14 protein-coding genes are annotated in these 20,032 nt (G+C 43.0%); 1 reads left to right on the forward strand and 13 read right to left on the reverse strand.

Annotated elements, in window-relative coordinates; genetic code table 11:
- Nucleotides 1–133 precede the first annotated feature (133 nt).
- The 12 genes from bglX to LG307_RS18925 form a co-directional block, all read right to left on the reverse strand.
- Nucleotides 134–2,293 carry a beta-glucosidase BglX gene (bglX, locus tag LG307_RS18870; RefSeq protein ID WP_404445198.1) on the reverse strand — a complete coding sequence of 720 codons (2,160 nt, stop codon included), beginning with the start codon at nucleotides 2,291–2,293 and terminating at the stop codon, nucleotides 134–136.
- 154 nt (nucleotides 2,294–2,447) lie between these two features.
- Entirely contained in the window at nucleotides 2,448–3,407 is a 960-nt protein-coding gene (locus tag LG307_RS18875) for a carbohydrate ABC transporter permease (protein WP_223491168.1), read from the reverse strand.
- Between the two features lie 14 nt (nucleotides 3,408–3,421).
- Entirely contained in the window at nucleotides 3,422–4,285 is an 864-nt protein-coding gene (locus tag LG307_RS18880; protein WP_404445201.1) for a carbohydrate ABC transporter permease, read from the reverse strand.
- 2 nt (nucleotides 4,286–4,287) lie between these two features.
- A complete protein-coding gene (locus LG307_RS18885) occupies nucleotides 4,288–6,549 on the reverse strand; it encodes a DUF5696 domain-containing protein (RefSeq protein WP_404445203.1) in 2,262 nt (753 codons plus the stop codon).
- Nucleotides 6,542–8,566 (reverse strand): YIP1 family protein, encoded by a 2,025-nt coding sequence (locus tag LG307_RS18890; RefSeq protein WP_404445206.1) that lies wholly within the window; start codon nucleotides 8,564–8,566, stop codon nucleotides 6,542–6,544. Before LG307_RS18890 ends, LG307_RS18885 begins: the two co-directional genes overlap by 8 nt.
- A gap of 18 nt (nucleotides 8,567–8,584) precedes the next feature.
- Nucleotides 8,585–9,463 (reverse strand): carbohydrate ABC transporter permease, encoded by an 879-nt coding sequence (locus tag LG307_RS18895; RefSeq protein WP_404445209.1) that lies wholly within the window; start codon nucleotides 9,461–9,463, stop codon nucleotides 8,585–8,587.
- A gap of 19 nt (nucleotides 9,464–9,482) precedes the next feature.
- Nucleotides 9,483–10,376: a carbohydrate ABC transporter permease gene (locus LG307_RS18900; RefSeq protein ID WP_088019464.1), complete on the reverse strand. Its 894-nt coding sequence runs from the start codon at nucleotides 10,374–10,376 to the stop codon at nucleotides 9,483–9,485.
- Nucleotides 10,366–13,305 carry an extracellular solute-binding protein gene (locus LG307_RS18905; RefSeq protein ID WP_404445212.1) on the reverse strand — a complete coding sequence of 980 codons (2,940 nt, stop codon included), beginning with the start codon at nucleotides 13,303–13,305 and terminating at the stop codon, nucleotides 10,366–10,368. Before LG307_RS18905 ends, LG307_RS18900 begins: the two co-directional genes overlap by 11 nt.
- A gap of 33 nt (nucleotides 13,306–13,338) precedes the next feature.
- Nucleotides 13,339–14,715, reverse strand: a complete 1,377-nt coding sequence (locus tag LG307_RS18910) for an ABC transporter substrate-binding protein (protein WP_404445214.1) — start codon at nucleotides 14,713–14,715, stop codon at nucleotides 13,339–13,341.
- Nucleotides 14,716–15,166: 451 nt separating this feature from the next.
- Nucleotides 15,167–15,661 carry a DUF1854 domain-containing protein gene (locus tag LG307_RS18915; protein WP_404445217.1) on the reverse strand — a complete coding sequence of 165 codons (495 nt, stop codon included), beginning with the start codon at nucleotides 15,659–15,661 and terminating at the stop codon, nucleotides 15,167–15,169.
- Entirely contained in the window at nucleotides 15,658–17,850 is a 2,193-nt protein-coding gene (locus LG307_RS18920; protein ID WP_404445220.1) for an ABC transporter ATP-binding protein, read from the reverse strand. Before LG307_RS18920 ends, LG307_RS18915 begins: the two co-directional genes overlap by 4 nt.
- A gap of 12 nt (nucleotides 17,851–17,862) precedes the next feature.
- Nucleotides 17,863–18,621: an alpha/beta hydrolase gene (locus tag LG307_RS18925; RefSeq protein WP_404445223.1), complete on the reverse strand. Its 759-nt coding sequence runs from the start codon at nucleotides 18,619–18,621 to the stop codon at nucleotides 17,863–17,865.
- A gap of 184 nt (nucleotides 18,622–18,805) precedes the next feature.
- Between LG307_RS18925 and LG307_RS18930 the strand changes: the two genes are divergently transcribed.
- The gene (locus LG307_RS18930; protein ID WP_148965557.1) at nucleotides 18,806–19,219 is read left to right on the forward strand and encodes a VOC family protein; all 414 of its coding nucleotides are present in this window, start codon (nucleotides 18,806–18,808) and stop codon (nucleotides 19,217–19,219) included.
- Nucleotides 19,220–19,267: 48 nt separating this feature from the next.
- Here the strand turns inward: LG307_RS18930 and LG307_RS18935 are convergent, their stop codons facing one another.
- Nucleotides 19,268–19,999, reverse strand: coding sequence for an SDR family NAD(P)-dependent oxidoreductase (locus LG307_RS18935; protein ID WP_404445227.1), 732 nt, complete (start codon nucleotides 19,997–19,999; stop codon nucleotides 19,268–19,270).
- Between the last annotated feature and the right edge of the window lie 33 nt (nucleotides 20,000–20,032).

Genomic DNA, 20,032 nt, shown 5'->3' on the forward strand with positions numbered 1-20,032 from the left:
GGCTTCGCTTTCAGCGGGGCGGCCTTGAGCATCCTCGGCTTTGCCTGCGGGGTCTCAACATTGCCACTACTCCCCTGCAGGAGTCTACGCCTTTTTCTCCAATCACCTGCTAATACTGCATTTTCGTTACAAACTACTTATTCAAAACGAACTCTTTTATTGTCAATTCGTTGCTGTTTGGGCCGATCATGGCGTGGAATTTGCCTTTGTCGCTTTTGAATGTCAGGTCCGAATGGTAGTATCGGAGCCGGTCTTCTGTGATAGTGAAGGTGACTTGCTTTGTTTCACCAGGCTCTAGCCATACTTTTTCATAGCCTTTGAGTTCTTTAAGCGGACGGACGATTTCGCCTGAGAGGTCACGGATATAGAATTGAACCGTTTCTTCCCCGGCACGCTCTCCGGTATTCGTCACGTTCACAGCAACATCTATGCTGGAGTCTGCTGTTAAGCTCTCTGTTGATAGACTCATCTCACCGTATTCGAAATTTGTATAACTTAATCCGAAACCGAACGGCAGTAAAGGATCATTGGGAATATCAAGATAATGTGTAACATAGCGTTCTTGTTTGTTTTCTCCTTGCGGGCGCCCGGTGTTGAAGCAGTTGTAGTAAACCGGCACCTGCCCAACGGAATATGGAAAGCTCATCGTTAGTCGTCCTGATGGATTGGCCTCTCCGAACAACAGGTCTGCAATGGCTGATCCGGCTTCTGTACCCGGATACCATGCTTCAAGCAGCGCATCGGATTGTTCGATCACTCCATGAAGATCTAATGGACGCCCGTTAAAAAGTACAGTTACCACAGGTTTTCCAAGCTCTTTTATTTTCGCAACAAGCTTTAATTGTGCTTGTGGAAGGCGGATATCTGCCCGGCAGCCACCCTCTCCGCTCATATCGGATTCTTCTCCAAGTGCCAAGATGATGACATCTGCTTCCTGAGCTGTCTCCACTGCATGATTTAACTGCTCTTCCGTAACCATTTCGATGCCAGATCCTTGAGCAACCAAAAGGTTAGCCTCTGATGTTTTTGCGAGCAATCCGTCATATACTTGTACGGCTGCTTCCTTTGAACCTTGCCAGGACCAAGGACCAAGCACGTCACCATTTTTGGCAAACGGTCCGATCAGTGCGATTTTTTGCTCTTTATTCAACGGTAAAACATGATCATTTTTTAAGAGAACACTAGATTTGATGGCAAGTTCTTTTGCCACTTTTCGGTGCTCCGGTGACATGATGACTTCTTTTTCTAGTTCCTCGCTCGTGCCGCGATATGGATTTTCAAAAAGACCTAATTTGTTTTTCAGGTTTAAGATGCGTAATACTGATTCATCGATCAGCGCTTCCGAGAGTTCGCCGCTTTCTACAAGGTCTCCAAGATTTTTTACGTAACAGGCGGTCATCATTTCAATGTCCACCCCGGCTTCCAATCCTTTTAGCGCTGCTTCCCGTTCGTCTTCTGCTACACCGTGCGGAATCAGTTCTTTCACGGCTCCCCAGTCGGAGATCATCACGCCCTCAAAACCCCATTCTCCGCGGAGCAGGTCTCTCATCAGCTTTTTGTTTCCTGATGCCGGGATTCCGTCGACTGTGTTAAAAGCGGTCATCACCATCTCACAGCCTTCATCAAGTGCCGCTTTGTATGCTGGCAAATAGGACTCGCGAAGCTGTCTTTCTGACATGTTGACCGTATTATAGTCACGGCCTCCTTCTGGTGCGCCGTATGCTGCAAAGTGCTTTACACATGCTGCAACACGGTGAATGTCATTGGTCAAGTCCTCTCCTTGGAAGCCTTGGACAAAGGCCTTGGCAAAGACACTGTTCAGATATGGATCTTCCCCCGTTGATTCCATCACACGGCCCCATCTTGGATCACGCACTAGGTCGACCATCGGGGCAAACGTGACGTGCACCCCAGAGACAGATGCTTCTTTAGCGGCTATTTCAGCGCTCTTTTCTGCAAGTTCTGTGTCCCATGAACAACCAATCGCAAGAGGTACCGGAAAGATGGTTTTAAATCCGTGGACAATATCAGCCATCATCAGTAGAGGAATACCTAAACGGTTCTCTGCAAGATGCTCTCGTTGAATATTGGCAACTTCCCATGCCCCTGATGCACCAAGAACAGAACCGCTGTTTTGCACCACGTCATTTGAGATTCCCATATCTTCAAGAGGACCGGTAATTTCTCCATCCCCTGCTGCACCTTTATAGAAGAACGTTGCCAACTGCATGAGCTGTGCTATTTTTTCCTCTAATGTCATTTGTTCTAAAAGGCTTTCCATGTTTTTAGCCATCCTTGATTACCTCCCCAATCGCATTGCACATATACGAAACGTTTTTACTGAATATAATGTATAAATATAAGTGTTTTTGTAATAAAACTAACTAGTTCTGTCGAAACGTTTCTATAAATTTCGATAAAGAGGCCATGTTGGCACTCTTTACCCCTTATTCACCCGCAATACCAGAGCGGTCGACACCTTCGACAAACCAGCGTTGCGTGATTGCATAGACAACAAGCATCGGCAAGATCGTCATAACTGTACCTGCCATATTGATGCCTTCATTTATTTCAGAAGCTTCCCCACCACTTTGCGGATACATCTGTTGATAGGTTGCTACGAATTTTTGCAGTTCAAGCGGCAATGTTGTTAACGAGTTACCGAAATAGATCGCTGCCAAGTACGTTTCGTTCCAGTACCAAACGAAGGAGAACAAGAAAGAAATGATGATCGCAGGTGCAGCCATCGGAAGCGCAAGCGTCAGGAAAATACGTAAATATCCTGCACCATCAAGCTGTGCTGCTTCTTCTAATGCTTTTGGCATCATTTTAAAGAACTGATAGAAAATCAAGATAAAGATTGCACTGTTGATTCCTTGCCCAAGTAAGGCTGGGAACAAGAAAGCTTGAATGCTTCCCAAAATACCAATCTCGTTAAAAAATACATAACGAGGGATGACCGTCACTTGAGGCGGAATGATGAACGTTGCCAATACCAGCACAAACATGGTTCGTTTGAAAGGAAAGGCAAAGCGTGCAAACCCATACCCCACAACCGCACATACCGCCGTTTGAACAATAGCCGGTATTGCTGTCACATAGAGAGATTCCAATAAAGTAGGCAGGAACTTCAATACCGCATAAGCAGATTGATAGTTATCCAGATAAAGTTGCGTCGGGATCCAGTTTACTAGTGGATTCAAGATGTCATCCAAACTTTTCAAACTATAAGAAATCATATAAAGCAGCGGGAATAAGTATACAAAGCCAATTCCGATCAACAAGCCGTAAATGAATAATTTATATAGAAGGCCGTCGTTCCCTTTCATTCCGAAAGCGAGCTTTTTCAACCTGGTCACGATGCCTGTCCCTTTTGGTTTGCGGTTAGTCAGCGATTCGCTTGCCATGATCACGGCCTCCTTTAAGCATAATTTTTCTTCCCTCTTACTGTTAACAGCGCTACTGAAATACCCAGTGCCACTGCAATCAACAAGAAGTAAATCCATGATAACGCTGAGGCATAGCCAAAGCCTGTATTGATTTGAAACATATTTGTTTGGATATGCTCGATAACTGGATTTAACGAGAATATCGAGAATGTCACAATGGTATAAACCGTGTTAACGACAATCATTGGGAAAATGCTTGGCAGTGTCACTTTCCAAAAGCATTCCCAATTGGACGCCCCGTCAATTTTGGCAGCTTCATAGATTTGTGTATCTATTTTCTGCAAGGCTGCCAGGAAAATCAAGAACTGGACCCCGGAGAACCATAAGATGATAATCAAGTTGTCCATTAAATAAAGAAGAATACTGCTAAATACCGAATCGGCAGAAAGCATTGTTTCAAACACCGCATAGTCCTTGATAGACGGGATGGATGTCACTCCCTGTGAGATTAACTCATTGATCACCGGGCCGCTTGCAATGATGACCGGAAGAAAGAAAATCATCCGGAAAAAATTACGAAAGCGGATCGGCTGATTCAACAAAATCGCAATGATCAGGGAAAATACAATGATGATCGGCACCGACAACACAAGTTCCTGAACAAACGTCCATAACTTTTGTGTGAACAGTGCGTCCACTGTAAAGGCATCTTTAAAGTTATCAAACTTCACAAAGGTCGTTTGAATGCCCTCTGTGGTAATCCGTACTTTTTGAAAACTTAAGTACAACGAATAGAAAAGGGGATAAGCTGTGAATAAGAGAAACCCAAGGATCCATGGTGAGATGAACAATAATCCCGTGAGCGTATTCTTCGAGCGCATGGATAACTGCTTCATGCTTAATTCCCCCTTTCTTTTATGCTGAATGACGTTGCTGCGACCGTTGTTCCGTCAATGGTAATGTCCGTGTTCGTGTAGTTGACGAAAATGGATACACCATTTTCATATACGACTTCTGACACCCCTGGTTGATGCACAATTCGATCGACGATAGAGCTGTTCTCTACTTTTCCGAGACTTTCTTTCACAAGGCTGTATTGACTGATCAATTCTTCCTTCCAACTATCAAACTCGGAAGTATATAAACCTCTTGAAGGAGTTTTCATTAACAGTTGTGCAGACTCCCTAGTCAGATAAAAGGATGGATAAGAACCAAATTCAATCATTCTCAACACTTCTTCCGTCGGATTATGAGAGAAGTTGGAGAAGGTAGCATAATATGGCGTGTAACCTTTCAATACAATTTGTAAAAACGGCACCGTGTCTGTTACAAACATATAGTTGGAGGAATACATCGGCATATCCAAGTACTTGTCCATATAGCCCCAAGCATAGTCGTTGGGACGATAAAGGGATAGGTCGATATTTTGTTCCTTATAGTAAGCGAATAGTTCTTGATTGGATTCCATCATCTCTGCTCTTGATGAGGACATCCCTTTATTAAAATCAGAAAATAGTTTGCTTGCAGTCGTTTCAACGGCAATGTTTTCTACCCCGTGATCCTTGAAATCGCCTGTATCTTTTTTGGCAAATTCAAGCGATTTCGCAGGGCTGAGGTAATAACTACTATAACCAAAATGACTTTTCGTCATCGGCTGACCGTTAATCTTTTTGGAAACATCCTTGCTTCCGGAAAAACCGGATGCGCCGTCAAAAGCTGTGGTGAAATCTGTGTGCAGGTAAAAAGGAATGTCTTTTTTCTCTAACACTTGAATGGTTTCCTCTAGGTCCCCTTTACTGCCAACCTTCTTCTCTAGCGGAAACTTTTGTGGCAGCGTTCCCGTCAATCCACCTTTTGTCCATCCTCTTAACACAACGTGAAGATTATCTACTTCGTTTTGCTCTAATTCTTCTACAAAACGAGGAATATCTTGGATCTCTGTCATTTGTTCCACAGAATTCCAGATAAGGCCTTTCTTTGTTTCCCCACCCAGAAGCTCTAAACGAAGATCTACCTTGTCTTCCTTGTTGTTAGTAAGAGTTCCCTTATCCTCTAGATGCTGCTGATATCTGTTCGCCATACCAACATAGTCTGCTTCTTCATCTGATAAGAACATGACTTTCTGTTTGATATTGAAGTTGTTTTTTTCCTCTTGGTAGACATTAAATCCACCCATGCTCTTACTTGTCGGCTGAAAATAATTAAAGCGATATTGATAGTCAGATGTTACCCAAAAGAAATCAGTGGATGCTCCAGATGGGTAAGCAAGAACCCTACCATAGCTTTGGCCTTCCTCAATGGAAGTGATGAAGGCATTCTGTTTTACACCATGAACCGCACCGTATACAGGAACAGAAATCGTCTGTGCCGGATATGTGTAGACATCTTCTGTGCTTTTCGGCCTTGTAAAGCCTTCATCTTCTCCATAAATGGAACCGATGAATGGTGTATCAGAGCGGAAAGCACTCTTTTCAAAGCGCATGAGCGCACCGCTTCCGTCCGGAATGAACAAATATCCGGTGATGTCATCCATATGTGCCGCACCAAGGAAAGGATAAACTTTCATGGCCACTATTTTATTGTAGGTGCCATCCTGTACACCATCATCCGGCACATCAATGACGATGCTTTCCTCTTCAAGCGTCACGTTCAGCACGACTTCGATGCTAGAACCGCGGAAATCTAGTTCTGCAGTAAAACCGTCGTCGTTTAATTGAATGCTCGGTTTTGTCTCTTCCGTCAGAATGCTTTCTGTCTTGATGTTTCCGCGGCGATCCAAGTAATCAATCGTGATGGCGGATTGAACCATATCCGTCCAAGTGTTGTTCAAACGGTAGTTCTCGGAATTATCAACACCCGAGTGCCAAATATAGCCCGTTTCTTTGTTCTGAATCTTTATAGCAAGCGACTCTTCTTGCACGTATAACGCAAGCTTTTCGTTCTCCGTTACCTTTGTAAAGCCTTCAAGCGTTCCATTTGGCAGAGGTTTATTTTCTCCCTCTGGCTGTGTGAACTGATTGGAATCAAAGCGGAGTGTCTCTTCTCCGAGCTCTGTTTCCACTTCGATGTCTTCCAGCTCTTCCTTTGATGTCAATGATTCAGCGAATACTGACACCGGAAGAATCGCAATAAGCATGGCTAGCAGAATTTTTTTAAACACGGAGAATCACCTCCTGAATGATTGCTGTTACAAAATCAATTACCTGGTCCATTAATACGTAGATGATGAAGCATACCAATACGATGATGAGCATACAGAAAATCGTCGTAAAGATGTTTCGTACCGTTCCCCAGAATTCAAATGCATGAATTTCTTTAATCATGATGAACAGGATAATGAAAGACCATCCCATCATGACTTGCATGAAGAAGACATACAAGAAGTATTCATTTAGCGTAAGGACGTTTGACATGAGCGTAATTGGAACTAAGAGTACAATAATCGGTGCCAAGGAATAGATGGTTCCAATATAGATATCAGAAAACCTTCCTTCTCCATCATTTATTGTACTGACTAGGTAGTTCGATACAATGAACAGAATGATTGGCAGGAATAAAAGGATGAACTCCATTCCGAAATTGATTTGCTCAAGGGAAATACCGCCCCGAAAAATAAATCCTGTGTAATACTTCATAAATAAAAATTCTGCATACAAGATGATGTAAAGAATGGTGGCAGATAACACGCTGACCCTTCTCTGTCTTTTAATATAATAAAAGCTGTCTATTGGATGACGTAAAAACTTGCCTAGGAATAATAACTCGCTCAATAGTTGCTGGCTTTTGAAAGCCTGCCACCTTTTTCTTGCCGGCGCTAATATTCCTTTCTTTTTATCTGCGAAAAGCAAGGTCGCCCTGACAGCAAATAAACCGATAAGGATGGAGAAAACCATACCGAGATTTTCATTCATCCACTCATTCCTGATTTCCCAGAAGGAGTCCGAATAGCCTTCCACATTTCCTACTAGTTCAAAGGATTGCAGGGCCTCTTCGTATTCCTGCTGCTTGTAATAGGCTTCCCCCATTGCATTATGGGCCAGGCCGATGGAGGAGTTCATGCGCAATACTTCGCTCCAATATTTCTCACTCTCTATGTAGAGCCCTTGTGCATATAGCGAAATTCCGCCATGGAGCATTTCTGCAAAAGCTGTTGGTTCGAGCAGTTGAATGGTTCCCCGCTCCCGATCTGTCACAAAAATCCGGCCAAGGTTGTCCGTCGCAATGCCTGATGGATCCATGAACAGTCCAAGGCGGTTTGTGCCATCGTCTTTTCCACCAAACAAGAAGAGAATGTTTCCAAAGCTATCAAATTCAATTAGTCTTCCATTAGCGTCGATAACAAGGAAATTCCCTAAAGGACCCAACGTAATATCGCTTAAGTTAGAAGAATCTAATATTCCAGTTGGAAGGATGTTGCCGCCTGCAATATTTAACTTCCTAATAGTTTCAAAGCTAGTCCCCGCTGTAATCGTGTACACAAGCCCTTTTTCATCAATCGCAATATTAGTCGGCGCTGGCGGCACCTTCAGAAACATGTTCGAACGCTGCTGATCTGTTGTCAGGGCATCCTGGATGACAGACATCAACGACGGCCTTGTTCGGTTTACCCCGAAGAATCCAAGAAATGTACCATCTTGACCAACCTGGATGATCCCATTTGTGGATCCTTCTCCGATAATGTAAAGATTGCCTCGTTTATCCACGGTGATTTTCTGTGGTTTATACGGAGTCCTTGTCCCAAACAACGGCGAATCCGGTTTTCCGTATTCTTGAAGCATTTCGCCTTCTTCAGAAAAACGATAGACTTTTTCATTTGTATAATCCGCCACATAAATTTGCTGTTCTTCATCCACAAATACACCAGTTGGCATTTGGAGGATTCCTCCTCCGACCTCTAACAGTTTTCTACCATTCTCATCAAACTTGGTGATTTTCTTCGTACCGGAATCAGCCACATACACATGGTTGTTCTGATCGATATAGACATCTTCTGGGCTGACTATTTCACTTGTACTTCCGAAAAGTCCCACCGGAATATAAGCAGTCTGCGTTTCAATGATATCCCCTTCTGTTGATACCGTCTCTGTATTATAGGGAACAGACAGGGCTGCAAAAGATTGCAAAGGAGAAAGGAGGATTAACCATACAGTCAATAAGCCGATAAAAATGCGCTTCATTCTCTTTTTCTCCCCCTTCTACTTGATACCTGAATGTGCCATCGTATTCATCACTTGACTTTGCAAGATGATAAAGATGATTAAATTTGGAATGAACATGATTAAAGATGCAGCTGCTGCCATTCCTTGACCTGCAACCGTGTTTCCACTGGTAGCCGCCGTTAATGTCGACATGTAGAATGCAAAAGTCTTCAAATTCTCATTATCGACAAACAAGGTAGATGTCTCCGTGTTGTTCCAAACAAGTTGGAAAGAGAGAATCGCAATCGTCGCAATCGCCGGTTTTACAAGCGGAATGATGATTTTCCGGAAAATTTGATAGTCTGTGGCCCCATCCATCTGGGCGGCCTCTATTAATTCATTCGGTATTTGATCGATGAATTGTTTGACTAAGAAAAGTCCGATCGGCATTGCTATCAAGGGGAATATATGGACAAGGAACGTGTCCAATAATCCTACTTTTTCAATTAAAAGATAGCGTGGAATGACGACTGCCGCCGATACGAACATTAAAGCAAGTGTGTTGATTTCAAAGATGGTTTTCTTTAATCTGAATCGTTTTTTCGATAAGGCATACCCTGCCATCGTACTGATTAAAACGGTCACAAATACGACGATGAGGGTAATGGAGATACTATTAAACAAGTAACGGGACATCGGAACGCCTGTGGTACTTGTGTTGTTCATCAAATCAATGAAATTCTGCATCGTCGGCTTTTCCACAAAAAAGCGCGGTGGATAAGCGAAAAGCTCATCGATCGGCTTAAAGGCGTGAGAAAAGACAAAGACGATGGGCATAGCCATAAAGATGGCGAGCGGTATTAAAAATGCATAAAACTTTAATTGGCTTTTGTGAAAACGGTCTGGATTGATTTTCGTTCCATGGAATGCCGACACATCATTCACTCCCTACTCTTTAGTCTTTTTCCCCGAATAAACGCCAGGCGATTTTTGAGAAGATATACACAAATAATAGTAAAAGAACCGATATTGCCGCTGCATATCCCATTTCATAGCGGATAAATCCATAGTCCTCCAAATGGTTGACCATCAATTGACCTGCATATTGTGGCGTCGGGTTGGCACCGGATAAGGCAACCCCGATCGCACCGGCCTGAAACGTACCGACCACTGCCATTACGGCACCGAACAGCATCTGAGGTTTCATGGATGGAATCGTGATATAGATGATTTCTTGGAATCTATTTTTGATGCCGTCAATATAACCAGCTTCATAGATTTCTCTATTAATATTCAAAACACCTGATAACATCGCAAGGAACCCTACTCCCATGCTTCCCCAAAGGGTAACAACAATCATGATCGTCATTAAGTGATCTGGTGATTGCAACCATTGTACAGGCTCTAAGATGACACCGATGGTAATTAAAAGGCTGTTTAAATATCCTGTCTGATCCCCACTGAAAATGATGGTCCACACAACTGCCATCGCGATTCCAGCTGTCATGGATGGAGAATAGATGATAAGCGCCAATACAGTTCGCGGCCCTTTGGAGATTTGAGCTAGCATCCATGCAAGCAGGAAGGATAAAATATATCCCCCCGGCCCTACGATGACTGCAAACATCAACGTATTTGGCAGGACTCGCTGCATAAAGACCTCATCCTGGGTAAGCACACTCACATAGTTGGCAAGGCCGATGAAACTTGGCATCTCAATTGCATTGAAGTACGTGAATGATAAGAGAATGGCCACCACCACAGGAATGATGATAAAGGTAAAGAAAAAGATTAAATATGGTGCAAGAAAGATCGATGTACTTGCATGCTTTTGAAGGCTACTCCTCATTTTCTTCCACCCAGCTTTCTACTTGTTCAATCGTTGGAATCGGATAGGTTTTCACGATTTTCCCATTTTTCATATATCCGAATTCCTCCATCTTCCGCCTCATTTCACGGTCAATGGTCACCACCGCATCATCAACAGCTGAACGGGTGTTTTCCCCGTCAAAGACCACACGGTTCCATACATTACTAATCTCACGCTCTACCATATAGGTGTATGGCGTTTTCGGTACTTCACGTAAATGCTTCCACTGCTTTAAGATGACTTCTTTATGTTCTTCTGGCCATGGTAATTGTTTAAAGGCATCAAGATTTGCGGTATTCCACATATAGGATGGACCGTACATGATTTGCAAAGTGGTAGCAAAGTCAGTCTGTGTTTCAGTAGACATCCACCATTTCAGCACTTGCCATGCTTCGTCCTTATTATTACTGCCGTCAAAGATCATGCCGGCCTGTCCAGAACCTGTTGCCCATCTTTCCACTTCACCGTCTTTATTTTCCACGCCAGGGTGAAGCGCGATGTCCCACCAACCGGAGATTTCCGGTGCGGCAGATGTAAGCTCTACATAGGTCTGGAAATTTGACACACCGATCGGCAAGGTGGAATAACGGAAGTGGTTATAGAAATTCGGCACCTGCAGCGGCGTACTGTATATGGTGTTCAAATCCGTCATCAGTTGAATGCCGCGAACTGTTTCATCGCTATCAATGGTCGTACCCATACCATCTTCTTTATACAAGTTTCCCTGATGCTGATAAATGAAAGGGGACGTTGCCTGGAATGGCTTAAACGCAACTGCTCCAGCTATCGGTGTATAGTAGTTCAATCCAAAGCGCTGCAGCTCCGGCAAGACATCCACTACATCCTCCCATGTGTCAGGGACAGGAACATCTAAGGCACCCAAAATATCTTTTCTGTAAAATTGAACAAAGAAATCTTGCGTTTCCGGCAATCCGTAAACCTCATCTTCCATCACCATCGGCAAAAATGCACCAGGCGAGAAGTGAGCCAATGTTTCGTCGAAATCGCCAAACTGTCTTAAGTCATATGCCGCTCCACGGATAGCAAGTTCATATGGCAGCCAGCTACTGATTCCAAGCGCAAGATCCGGTTGACTGTTAGCCGCATTGGCCAAAATCAATTTTTGCTCTGAAGGCATGATGGAAAACCGAACCTTTATTCCCGTTTGCGGGGTGAAGTTCTGATCCACCATATTTTGCATCAATTCTACATATTGCCGCGGCCTGTTTACCCACACATCCACGACATCCTCCTCTACTTTTTCCGTTGCCAACGTATTAGACTGGAATGAATGGAAGAATTTCAAGACAGATTCTTTTGTCTTTGCGAAAAATCCTAGTTCTGGTTTTGGTAACGTTTCATCACCGTGAATATATATTCGATCCATTATTAATGGCTGTTTTTTCAAGTCCAGTGTTGCATTTCCAAGAAGCTGTGCGACAGAACTCGAGCCTTCTGAAAGCTGAGTCAGTCGTGCCGGAATTTTATCAGGATCTGCTGCAAGCTCCCTTAACCGTTCGACGGCAATGTTGAGCGATACAATCTCTACTGATTCTTTCCCATCACTTAGCCCAAGCAGGTACTCACTTTCTCCTTCCAGCTTATCCGCCCAGGAAGTAAGTTCCCCTTTAATCTCAGGCATGTACTCTGTAATTCTCCAGCCGCGAGAGCGATCTTGGTTGTTTCCAGTTAATCGTTTAATCGATAGGGAGAGCTGTTCAATGCCCTTCATCACTTCATCCATTTCGAATAACGTGCGATTTACAGGTGACGCGTCACCTTTTAGTGTCAGGGTATTTTTCCCCTTCTCTAAATAAAAATAATACGGTTCCCCGTCTTCGTTGCTCAGCGTTTCATTCACCCAGTTTTTATTCTGTCGGAAAGAATAGCTTTCCACTTCTTCAAAAGGTACTTCTCCATTGATCATGACTGTCCGGAACACCGGAAAGCCTGATTGTTTTTCTTGTAAAACTTTCAAGGAAATCTGGTAGTAGCCGGCTTCCTCCACATCCATCTCCCATGTTGCCGTTTGTCCGCTCGTTTCCCATGACTCTCCGCCGATTGCATTCAACAGGCGCTTGTCACGCTCATAAGGGACAACAGACGCATCTTGTCTATTTACAGGTCTGATAAAAGAGCTGTTCTTCTTAAGCGGGTGTTCCGCCTCAATCGTGATACTGTTTGACTCCGTGAGATCCAAAGCTTTGTTCTCTTTATATTCTTCATATGTAGGGATCGTTCCCACACCGCTCACATAAATGTTTCCAAGCAGCATTTCTCCCCGGATATTCTCCAACGTGATGGTGTTTTTTCCTTCTTTTAATAAATACTTTAACGGCCTTGCTTGCAGATGACTGGAATCCTCTGCCTTAATAAAATGCCATTGTTCGATCGGGAGCTGCTCTGGAATAATTTCATCCCCAAAACGGTCCTGCTCAAATTCATTGGTTGCACTCTTCCAATCTTTCGGCAACGTTATCCTGCGACTCTCAAAATACGGATATTCCCCGTTCACTTTAATTGAGCCTTCTATCGGCACGATCCCTTCACCTAGAGGAAAATAGTCAAAGCCAAGTTCATACAAGCCTTCTTCCTCTACATCCACTTCAATCGTGACTGTATTCTTGTTATTCCAAGCGTATACCTGATTGCCATACTCCTTGCTTTCTCCACTAGAAAACAGACTCTTCTCATCAATGGATAAAAAATCAGCGGGAGTGACAACGTGCTCGAAATCTTGCACGTTGTCCTGTCCCACTTCATTCCACTGCTTAAGGATTGATAGATAGCGTGGCTCAATGACTTGTTCTGCCACCTGCTCCAGGCTCTTCTCTTCATCAGCAAATGCGAATTGGCCTGGTACTAGCAACAGCAGTATTAATGACCAGAACATCATTTTACGTTTCATATCTAATCCCCATCCCCTTCACAGTTTTACAACTTATTGACCAATCGCTTGTTTGCCTTCTTGGTACTTTTGATTTGCTAATTCATTGATTTGTGCCGCATAGTCTTCAATCTTGATCTCGCCTCTGACGCTCGCATCAATCAATGCCGCGATGTTTGCATTGGGCTCTTCCCCGATTGCAACGCCTGTTGGAGCTTCCCATCTAGACTGAACAAAACCTGGTACTGTTTTCACTGGTTCGACAATTCCATTTTCAAGATTGTCATATGCAGTACGTAAGCCAGGAATGTCCTGAACTTCAAAGAATGCATCCAATACTTCTTCGTCTTGTGTGACAGGAAGATTGTTCAATGCTTTGTCATGCTCCACTGCTAAATCGATACGTTTTAAGAATCCTTCTTTACCAAAGCTCATCCACTTAGCGAATAGGAACGCTTCTTCTTGATGTTTAGTAGATTTAGAGATTCCCATGAAATCATTTACGATAACGGTTCTTCCGCCAGGAGTTCCAACGAAATCCCAATCAAAATCAAGGTTAGTTGAGAAGTTCTCTACTGCCCATGTACCATCCCAGTTAAGTCCGATACCACCGCCGGCAAACACTTCTCCAGCATTCTCACCATTAAAGTTAGCTTTTTGCTCATCAGACAAATTCTCATAAGAATAACCATTTGTTACAAAGTTGCTTGTAAGATTCACACCAGAAATGAATTCATTACTGTTTAGGTGATACTCATCTTCACTGAATGTGTACCAACCAATCTCTTCGTTTACAGAAGAAGGATACCAATCCACAATGGCAAATGGATTGTTCAACCCAACCACTCCACTGTTTACATTTGTCACGGAACGAACAGATTCCGTAAAGTCATCAACAGAGAAACCATATTCCGGAACATCCAGGTTTGCCTGGTTGTATAAATCTTTATTTACAAAATATCCAAGGAAATGCTGTGCACTAGGAATGGCATATACTGCATCATTGTATGTAGCAGAATCTGTTACTACTTGAGGGATTTTTGCGAAATCCTCATCTTCTGCAGCCAATTCTGTTACATCTAACAACCAGTCATTTGCAAGTCCGGTCGGTACTTGAGATACCATGAACACGTCAGGCATTGCATTTGCACTCGCTGCAGAGGAAAGGGAGTTATTCCAGTCGTCTGTTGCAATGGACTCATCAATTTCAACATTAATGTCAGGATACTTTTCTTCAAATTCAGCAATCATCAATCGCTCAATGTTATTATCCTCTTCCGTTCCAAGTGCCCAACTAGCAAACTTAATGGTTACTTGATCTTCATTTTTCGCTTCTTTCTCTGCGTCATTTGATGCATTATTGCTATTACTGCACCCAACAACCAACATGAACGAAGCTGCGATCGCGATCCAAGGCTTCATCAATTTCATAATCCATACACCCCTTATTTATTATTTAATCGTTTAATCGAAACGTTTCAATTTGTTCGTAAAAATAAAAAGGGAGATTTACTCAACCTTTTATACCTGTCTGTCTGCAATTGATACGTTTCACTAACGTCATTATACTCCGTCTTGTAAACGATTACAATATTATTTTCTAAATATTTTATGAGATTGATAGAATTGATTGAAAAGTCTTAATACACAAGGGTTTGGTAGGTATTACCTGTGTTTCTAGGTTTATGAAAAGTATAAAAAAGAACCAATTCTTTTGGATAGAATCGATTCGATTTTTACTTATTGTTTTAGTTATACACCGCTGTGGATTTCCGCAAATGGCTTCGCTTTCCTGCGGGCGGTCCGGGAGCCTCCTCACTTCGTTCTCCCGCTGGAGTCTTCGCCTTTTGCTCCAATCAACAGCTAGAGAGCTTCAAATTATTCAGATCACTTTTGATAGTTCTTTCCTGCTGTGTAGATCTAATTCTTTGACGCTGGTGATTTCGCATCGTTTGCCGTCCATATCGGTGATGATGATTCGATTGTGTGGAAGTAGATCTAAATGTTCGTGGATATTTCTCATCATGAGCTTTAGTGGTCCTCTGTTTGTATCAAGTTCAAAGATCCAAAGACCCGGTTCTTCTTTAATGGATCGTATTTTTTTCACCTCCGGAACCACATAGCGAACATGCAATTCCCTCTGCAATACAGCTTTACTTTCATCCTCCAATTGATCCACGCTTTTAATTACTCCCAACTCTGTCTCCTCATTCCAAATGGAGATATACTCGTACGGTTTTGAAAAAGGAAAGGTTCGAAAGATACCTATATTTTGATATACAGTGTCTCTATGCCTGAAGTACACAGTCGTCCCATTTTCGTAGAACAACTCTACCTCGTGAGGGTCAAAATAGGCAATATCATATTCTCCGCTCATCCAACCTCAACTCCTTTGATTTGCGACAGCTCTCTTTGTGCCTCTACAAGTTTATAATAGATTCCCTTTTCTCCAAGTAGTTCCTCATGTGTACCCACTTCTGCAATTGCGCCTTTATCCACTACTACGAGTCGATCTGCATTACGAAGGGTTGATAAGCGATGGGCTATGGCAAAAGTAGTTCTACCTTTCACAAGCCTTGAAATGGCTACTTGAATCTTCCTTTCCGTTTCAGTGTCAACGGATGCCGTCGCTTCATCCAGGATAAGAATACGAGGATTATGCAGAATAGCCCTCGCGATAGCGATCCTTTGCTTTTGTCCACCGGATAGGCGATGGCCACGTTCCCCGACCTTCGTATCGTAGCCATCCGACATCTTCACCACGAACTCATGAGCATTGGCAATTTTAGCTGCCCGCATGATTTCCTCTGGTGTCGCATCTTGTTTAGAATAGGCGATATTTTCGGAAATGGTTCCATCAAATAAAAACGTCTCTTGCAATACCACCCCGATACTCTGGTGAAGCTGCTCCTGCTTTAAATTCTTTAAATCCACACCATCTAGTAAAATCCTGCCTTCATTTGGATCATAAAAGCGGGTAACTAGATTGATTAAAGTAGATTTACCAGCTCCAGAATGTCCGACAAGCCCAATCATTTCCCCAGGTTGCACATTGAGATTTATATTTTTGATGACAGGTTGATGCTTTTCATACCCAAAGGTCACGCCTTCCACTTGAACATGACCTTCTATCTTATCTAACACGATAGCCTCCTTATTATCAGGAACCTCTGAAGGCGTATCAATAATTTCAAAAATACGATTAGCAGAAGAAATGGCTCTTGTTACCCAGCTGATCATCTGGTTGAACCACTGCAACGGACCAAAAAACATGCCAAGATAAGCAACAAATGCAAGCAAGGTACCGAGCGTGATATCATCGCTTATGACAGACAAACCGCCAAAATACCATACCAACAGCATCCCCGATCCTGTGATGAAGGAAAACAACGGAAAAACTCCTTGCCATAGACCATCTGTTTTGAAGGTCTGGCTTACAAGTGCACGATTTCCATCCATATAACGCTTTTGCTCTTGTCCTTCCTGACCAAATGCCTTTACCACTCGTATCCCTTGGAGCGTATCACCGACAATCATGTTCAGCTTATTAGTGGATTGCCACTGCTTATACCAAAGATGCTGGACACGTGGCCATATAACCATAGAGAAAAGTAGAACAATTGGAGAAGGCAATAACGCAAACAACGCCAACTTCCAATCCAGGCTGAACATCATGACCATTATGGCAAGCAACAGCATCAGTTGACCGACAATATACAAGACTCCTTCGGTAAGGAACTGCCTGATCGATTCCGCGTCACTATTCACTCTCGAGATAAACTGTGCAGTTTGCCTACGATCAAAATAACTGACAGAGAGGCGCATAAGGTTTTCATAGATTTCCTTCCTCATATCTCCCATTATATGGCTTCCAATCCAAACTCCCAGAACGCCTTGTAAAAATTGCATTAACGTTAATACTAATCCTGTTACGCCAAGAAGGATAACAAGGATTATCAAGGAGCTCCCAAGATCTTTTGGCTCTAATACATCATCCACAATAATTTTCGTCAAATAGGGAGGCGCAAGCTCTAAAAGGGTTGCAATTAGTAAAAAGAATGCGACAAGCACCATCTTGCCACGATATGGCTTGGTGAAATCTAGCACCCTACCAATCACCTTTTTCTTGTCCACACAAACAGAACACACTTCCGTCCCTTCTTCAAATGGCCGTTGACACTTCTGACATATCCTTGGCTGTTCTGTTTTAGAAAGCTGTGGAATCGGCTCGCTTTTAGCTAAACAGTTAATAAACTTTTCCGCGATGGAAAATTTCTGCATATATGAAGAAGAAAAACGTACGAGAACCTCCTTTACTTTCTCATCGCCACAAGTAATAAGCAGCGCACCCGCACCTATGAATTGTTCCAGCTTGGCGGAGTGTACCCTGTCTAGCTCTACATTTCTTAACATATCCCCATTTTGGGACAACAGTTGGATTTCCTTATCAGAGAGTACAAGCCACCCTTCCCCAAACTGACCATCTTCCTGCATATCCGTCTTTGCCATAAATAATAATTTCCCATCTATTAGCACCTGAAAGTGACACGATTCAATAAACGACATATAGTCCCCCTTTTAAAGCTGTTGTTCAAAAAATGTCAATACATCCTGGATATGCTTGTCCCAATATCCCCAATCATGACCACCTGGACCATCAGAAAAGGTAAGATCTACTCCAGCCCGGATGGCATGGTCCCTAAAACGAACATTCGCATCATAATTATGATCTTCCGTACCGCAGCACTGGTATAGCTTCGGCACCTTTTCTCCAATACTTGATGCAAGATGATACAGGTCATCATCGCTTCCCAGAATAGGACGGTCGCCGAATATGTACTTGAAATCCCTTGGAAATGCAGGCAATCGTTCATTAATATCTACAGAACCTGACATGCTTGCTGCAGCTGCAAATTTCTCCGGGTTTCTCATGGCGACTTTGAATGCCCCATAACCACCCATAGAAAGCCCAGCAATAAAGTTTTCCTCTCTCTTATCTGACAGTGGAAAAAAGCTCTGAGCAAGCGTCGGCACTTCTTCACTGACAAATTTGTAAAAATCATATCCATGTTCCATATCCGTGTAAAAACTTCTCCCAGCAGCTGGCATAACAATCGCCCAGCCCATAGCAGAGGCATAACGCTCAATGGAAGTAAACCTTGTCCAGATTGTATGGTCATCAGAAAGTCCGTGTAGTAAATAAATCGTAGGGTGTTTTTTGTGTTGTTTCAAATTCGTTGATACCCCTATTTGTGAATTCGGTTGCGGCAGAATGACCGTCATTGATGTTGAACATTGTAGAGCCTCCGAGAAAAAATCGCATGTAATTCTAGCCATGATTCTCACACCCTTTTCTAATTTGTTGAAACGTTTCGACTTTTACCATTATACGAGGGTATGAATTCGCTTTCAACACATTTATCAGAAAATTAAATTTGTCGAACGTATGTTCTTTACATTCTTGATAGACCTAAATATAATGAAGGAGTAAGTACATACCTATTGAAAAGGAGTGTTGAAAATGAAGCATCAAGCTGTTCCTTATCTATCATTTAACGGCAATGCAAGACAGGCACTTGAGTTTTATAAAGAGGTTTTTGAAGGAGAAATCACAGGCATCATGACCTTCGGAGAAGCAGACTTCCCGACGCCACCTGAAGCGGACAATCTTGTTATGCACGCGCGTTTTGAGAAAGGAAATCTAACACTGATGGCATCAGATTCATTTCCGGGTCAAACAGTGGAGATTGGCGGCAACGTCTCCCTTATGCTGGAGATGGAAAGCGAAGAACAAGTTGACACTCTTTACGCTCGCCTCAGTGAGAACGGTAAGGTATTGATGGAGCTTCAAGACACCTTCTGGGGAGCACGCTATGGAAGTGTTCAAGATTCCTTTGGAGTGAAATGGGATCTGAACTATACAAAACCGCAATAAATAAAAGAACGCTTCGAGATCTATAGGGTTCTCGAAGCGTTTCAACGGTTATCCCTCGTAAATCATCTTTCTTGTCATGCCGCCGTCCACGGTAATGTTTTCTCCGTTGACAAAATTATTTTCGGAGTCAGTTAGATACAAGCAAGCCTTTGCAATATCTTCCGGTTTCCCGACTCTGTTTGAGAGGTGCTGGGCGTGATCCTTATTTCTTAACTCTTCATAATTTTCATTTTGGATCCATCCAGGTGAAATGGAATTAACAGTAATCCCCTGCTCACTTAAGGAAGCTGCCAGCGCATGCGTCAACGCTACTATTCCACCCTTTGTAGCCGCATATGCCTCAGAATTCGGTTCAGACATAGCCGCTCTAGTGGAGGCAATATTTACGATTGCTCCACCATTCTCCATATATTTAGATGCTTCCTTGGAGACGATGAACACACTGCGCAAGTTCGTATTGATTACCTCGTCCCAAGCTTCAACAGTCAGATCCTGGAGTGGAGTGAATCTGGATACACCTGCGTTATTGATAAGAATATCAATTTGACGGAAGTGTTCCTTGGTTTTAGTTATCAGTTGTTTAATGTCTTCTTCTTTTCGAACATCGGTTTTAACAAAAATAGAGTTGTCCCCTAATTTTTTTTGTAGGTCCTGTCCTGCTATTTCATCTAGGTCAACTAGAACGACGTTTGCACCCACATCTATGTATGCAGTTGCGATTCCTTTGCCGATACCATTTGCCGCACCTGTTATGATGACCGTTTTATTTTGGAAATTCATAAAACATCCTCCTTTTGAGTGAGTATTACCCTT

The organism is Sutcliffiella horikoshii (genome assembly GCF_044809035.1).
Taxonomy (GTDB): domain Bacteria; phylum Bacillota; class Bacilli; order Bacillales; family Bacillaceae_I; genus Sutcliffiella_A; species Sutcliffiella_A horikoshii_G.

What these genes read in the sequence shown, in the direction of transcription:
- bglX (WP_404445198.1), bottom strand. Translation starts at nt 2,293, where the DNA reads ATGGCTAAAAACATGGAAAGCCTTTTAGAACAAATGACATTAGAGGAA.
- LG307_RS18875 (WP_223491168.1), bottom strand. Translation starts at nt 3,407, where the DNA reads ATGGCAAGCGAATCGCTGACTAACCGCAAACCAAAAGGGACAGGCATC.
- LG307_RS18880 (WP_404445201.1), bottom strand. Translation starts at nt 4,285, where the DNA reads ATGAAGCAGTTATCCATGCGCTCGAAGAATACGCTCACGGGATTATTG.
- LG307_RS18890 (WP_404445206.1), bottom strand. Translation starts at nt 8,566, where the DNA reads ATGAAGCGCATTTTTATCGGCTTATTGACTGTATGGTTAATCCTCCTT.
- LG307_RS18900 (WP_088019464.1), bottom strand. Translation starts at nt 10,376, where the DNA reads ATGAGGAGTAGCCTTCAAAAGCATGCAAGTACATCGATCTTTCTTGCA.
- LG307_RS18905 (WP_404445212.1), bottom strand. Translation starts at nt 13,305, where the DNA reads ATGAAACGTAAAATGATGTTCTGGTCATTAATACTGCTGTTGCTAGTA.
- LG307_RS18910 (WP_404445214.1), bottom strand. Translation starts at nt 14,715, where the DNA reads ATGAAATTGATGAAGCCTTGGATCGCGATCGCAGCTTCGTTCATGTTG.
- LG307_RS18915 (WP_404445217.1), bottom strand. Translation starts at nt 15,661, where the DNA reads ATGAGCGGAGAATATGATATTGCCTATTTTGACCCTCACGAGGTAGAG.
- LG307_RS18920 (WP_404445220.1), bottom strand. Translation starts at nt 17,850, where the DNA reads ATGTCGTTTATTGAATCGTGTCACTTTCAGGTGCTAATAGATGGGAAA.
- LG307_RS18925 (WP_404445223.1), bottom strand. Translation starts at nt 18,621, where the DNA reads ATGGCTAGAATTACATGCGATTTTTTCTCGGAGGCTCTACAATGTTCA.
- LG307_RS18930 (WP_148965557.1), top strand. Translation starts at nt 18,806, where the DNA reads ATGAAGCATCAAGCTGTTCCTTATCTATCATTTAACGGCAATGCAAGA.
- LG307_RS18935 (WP_404445227.1), bottom strand. Translation starts at nt 19,999, where the DNA reads ATGAATTTCCAAAATAAAACGGTCATCATAACAGGTGCGGCAAATGGT.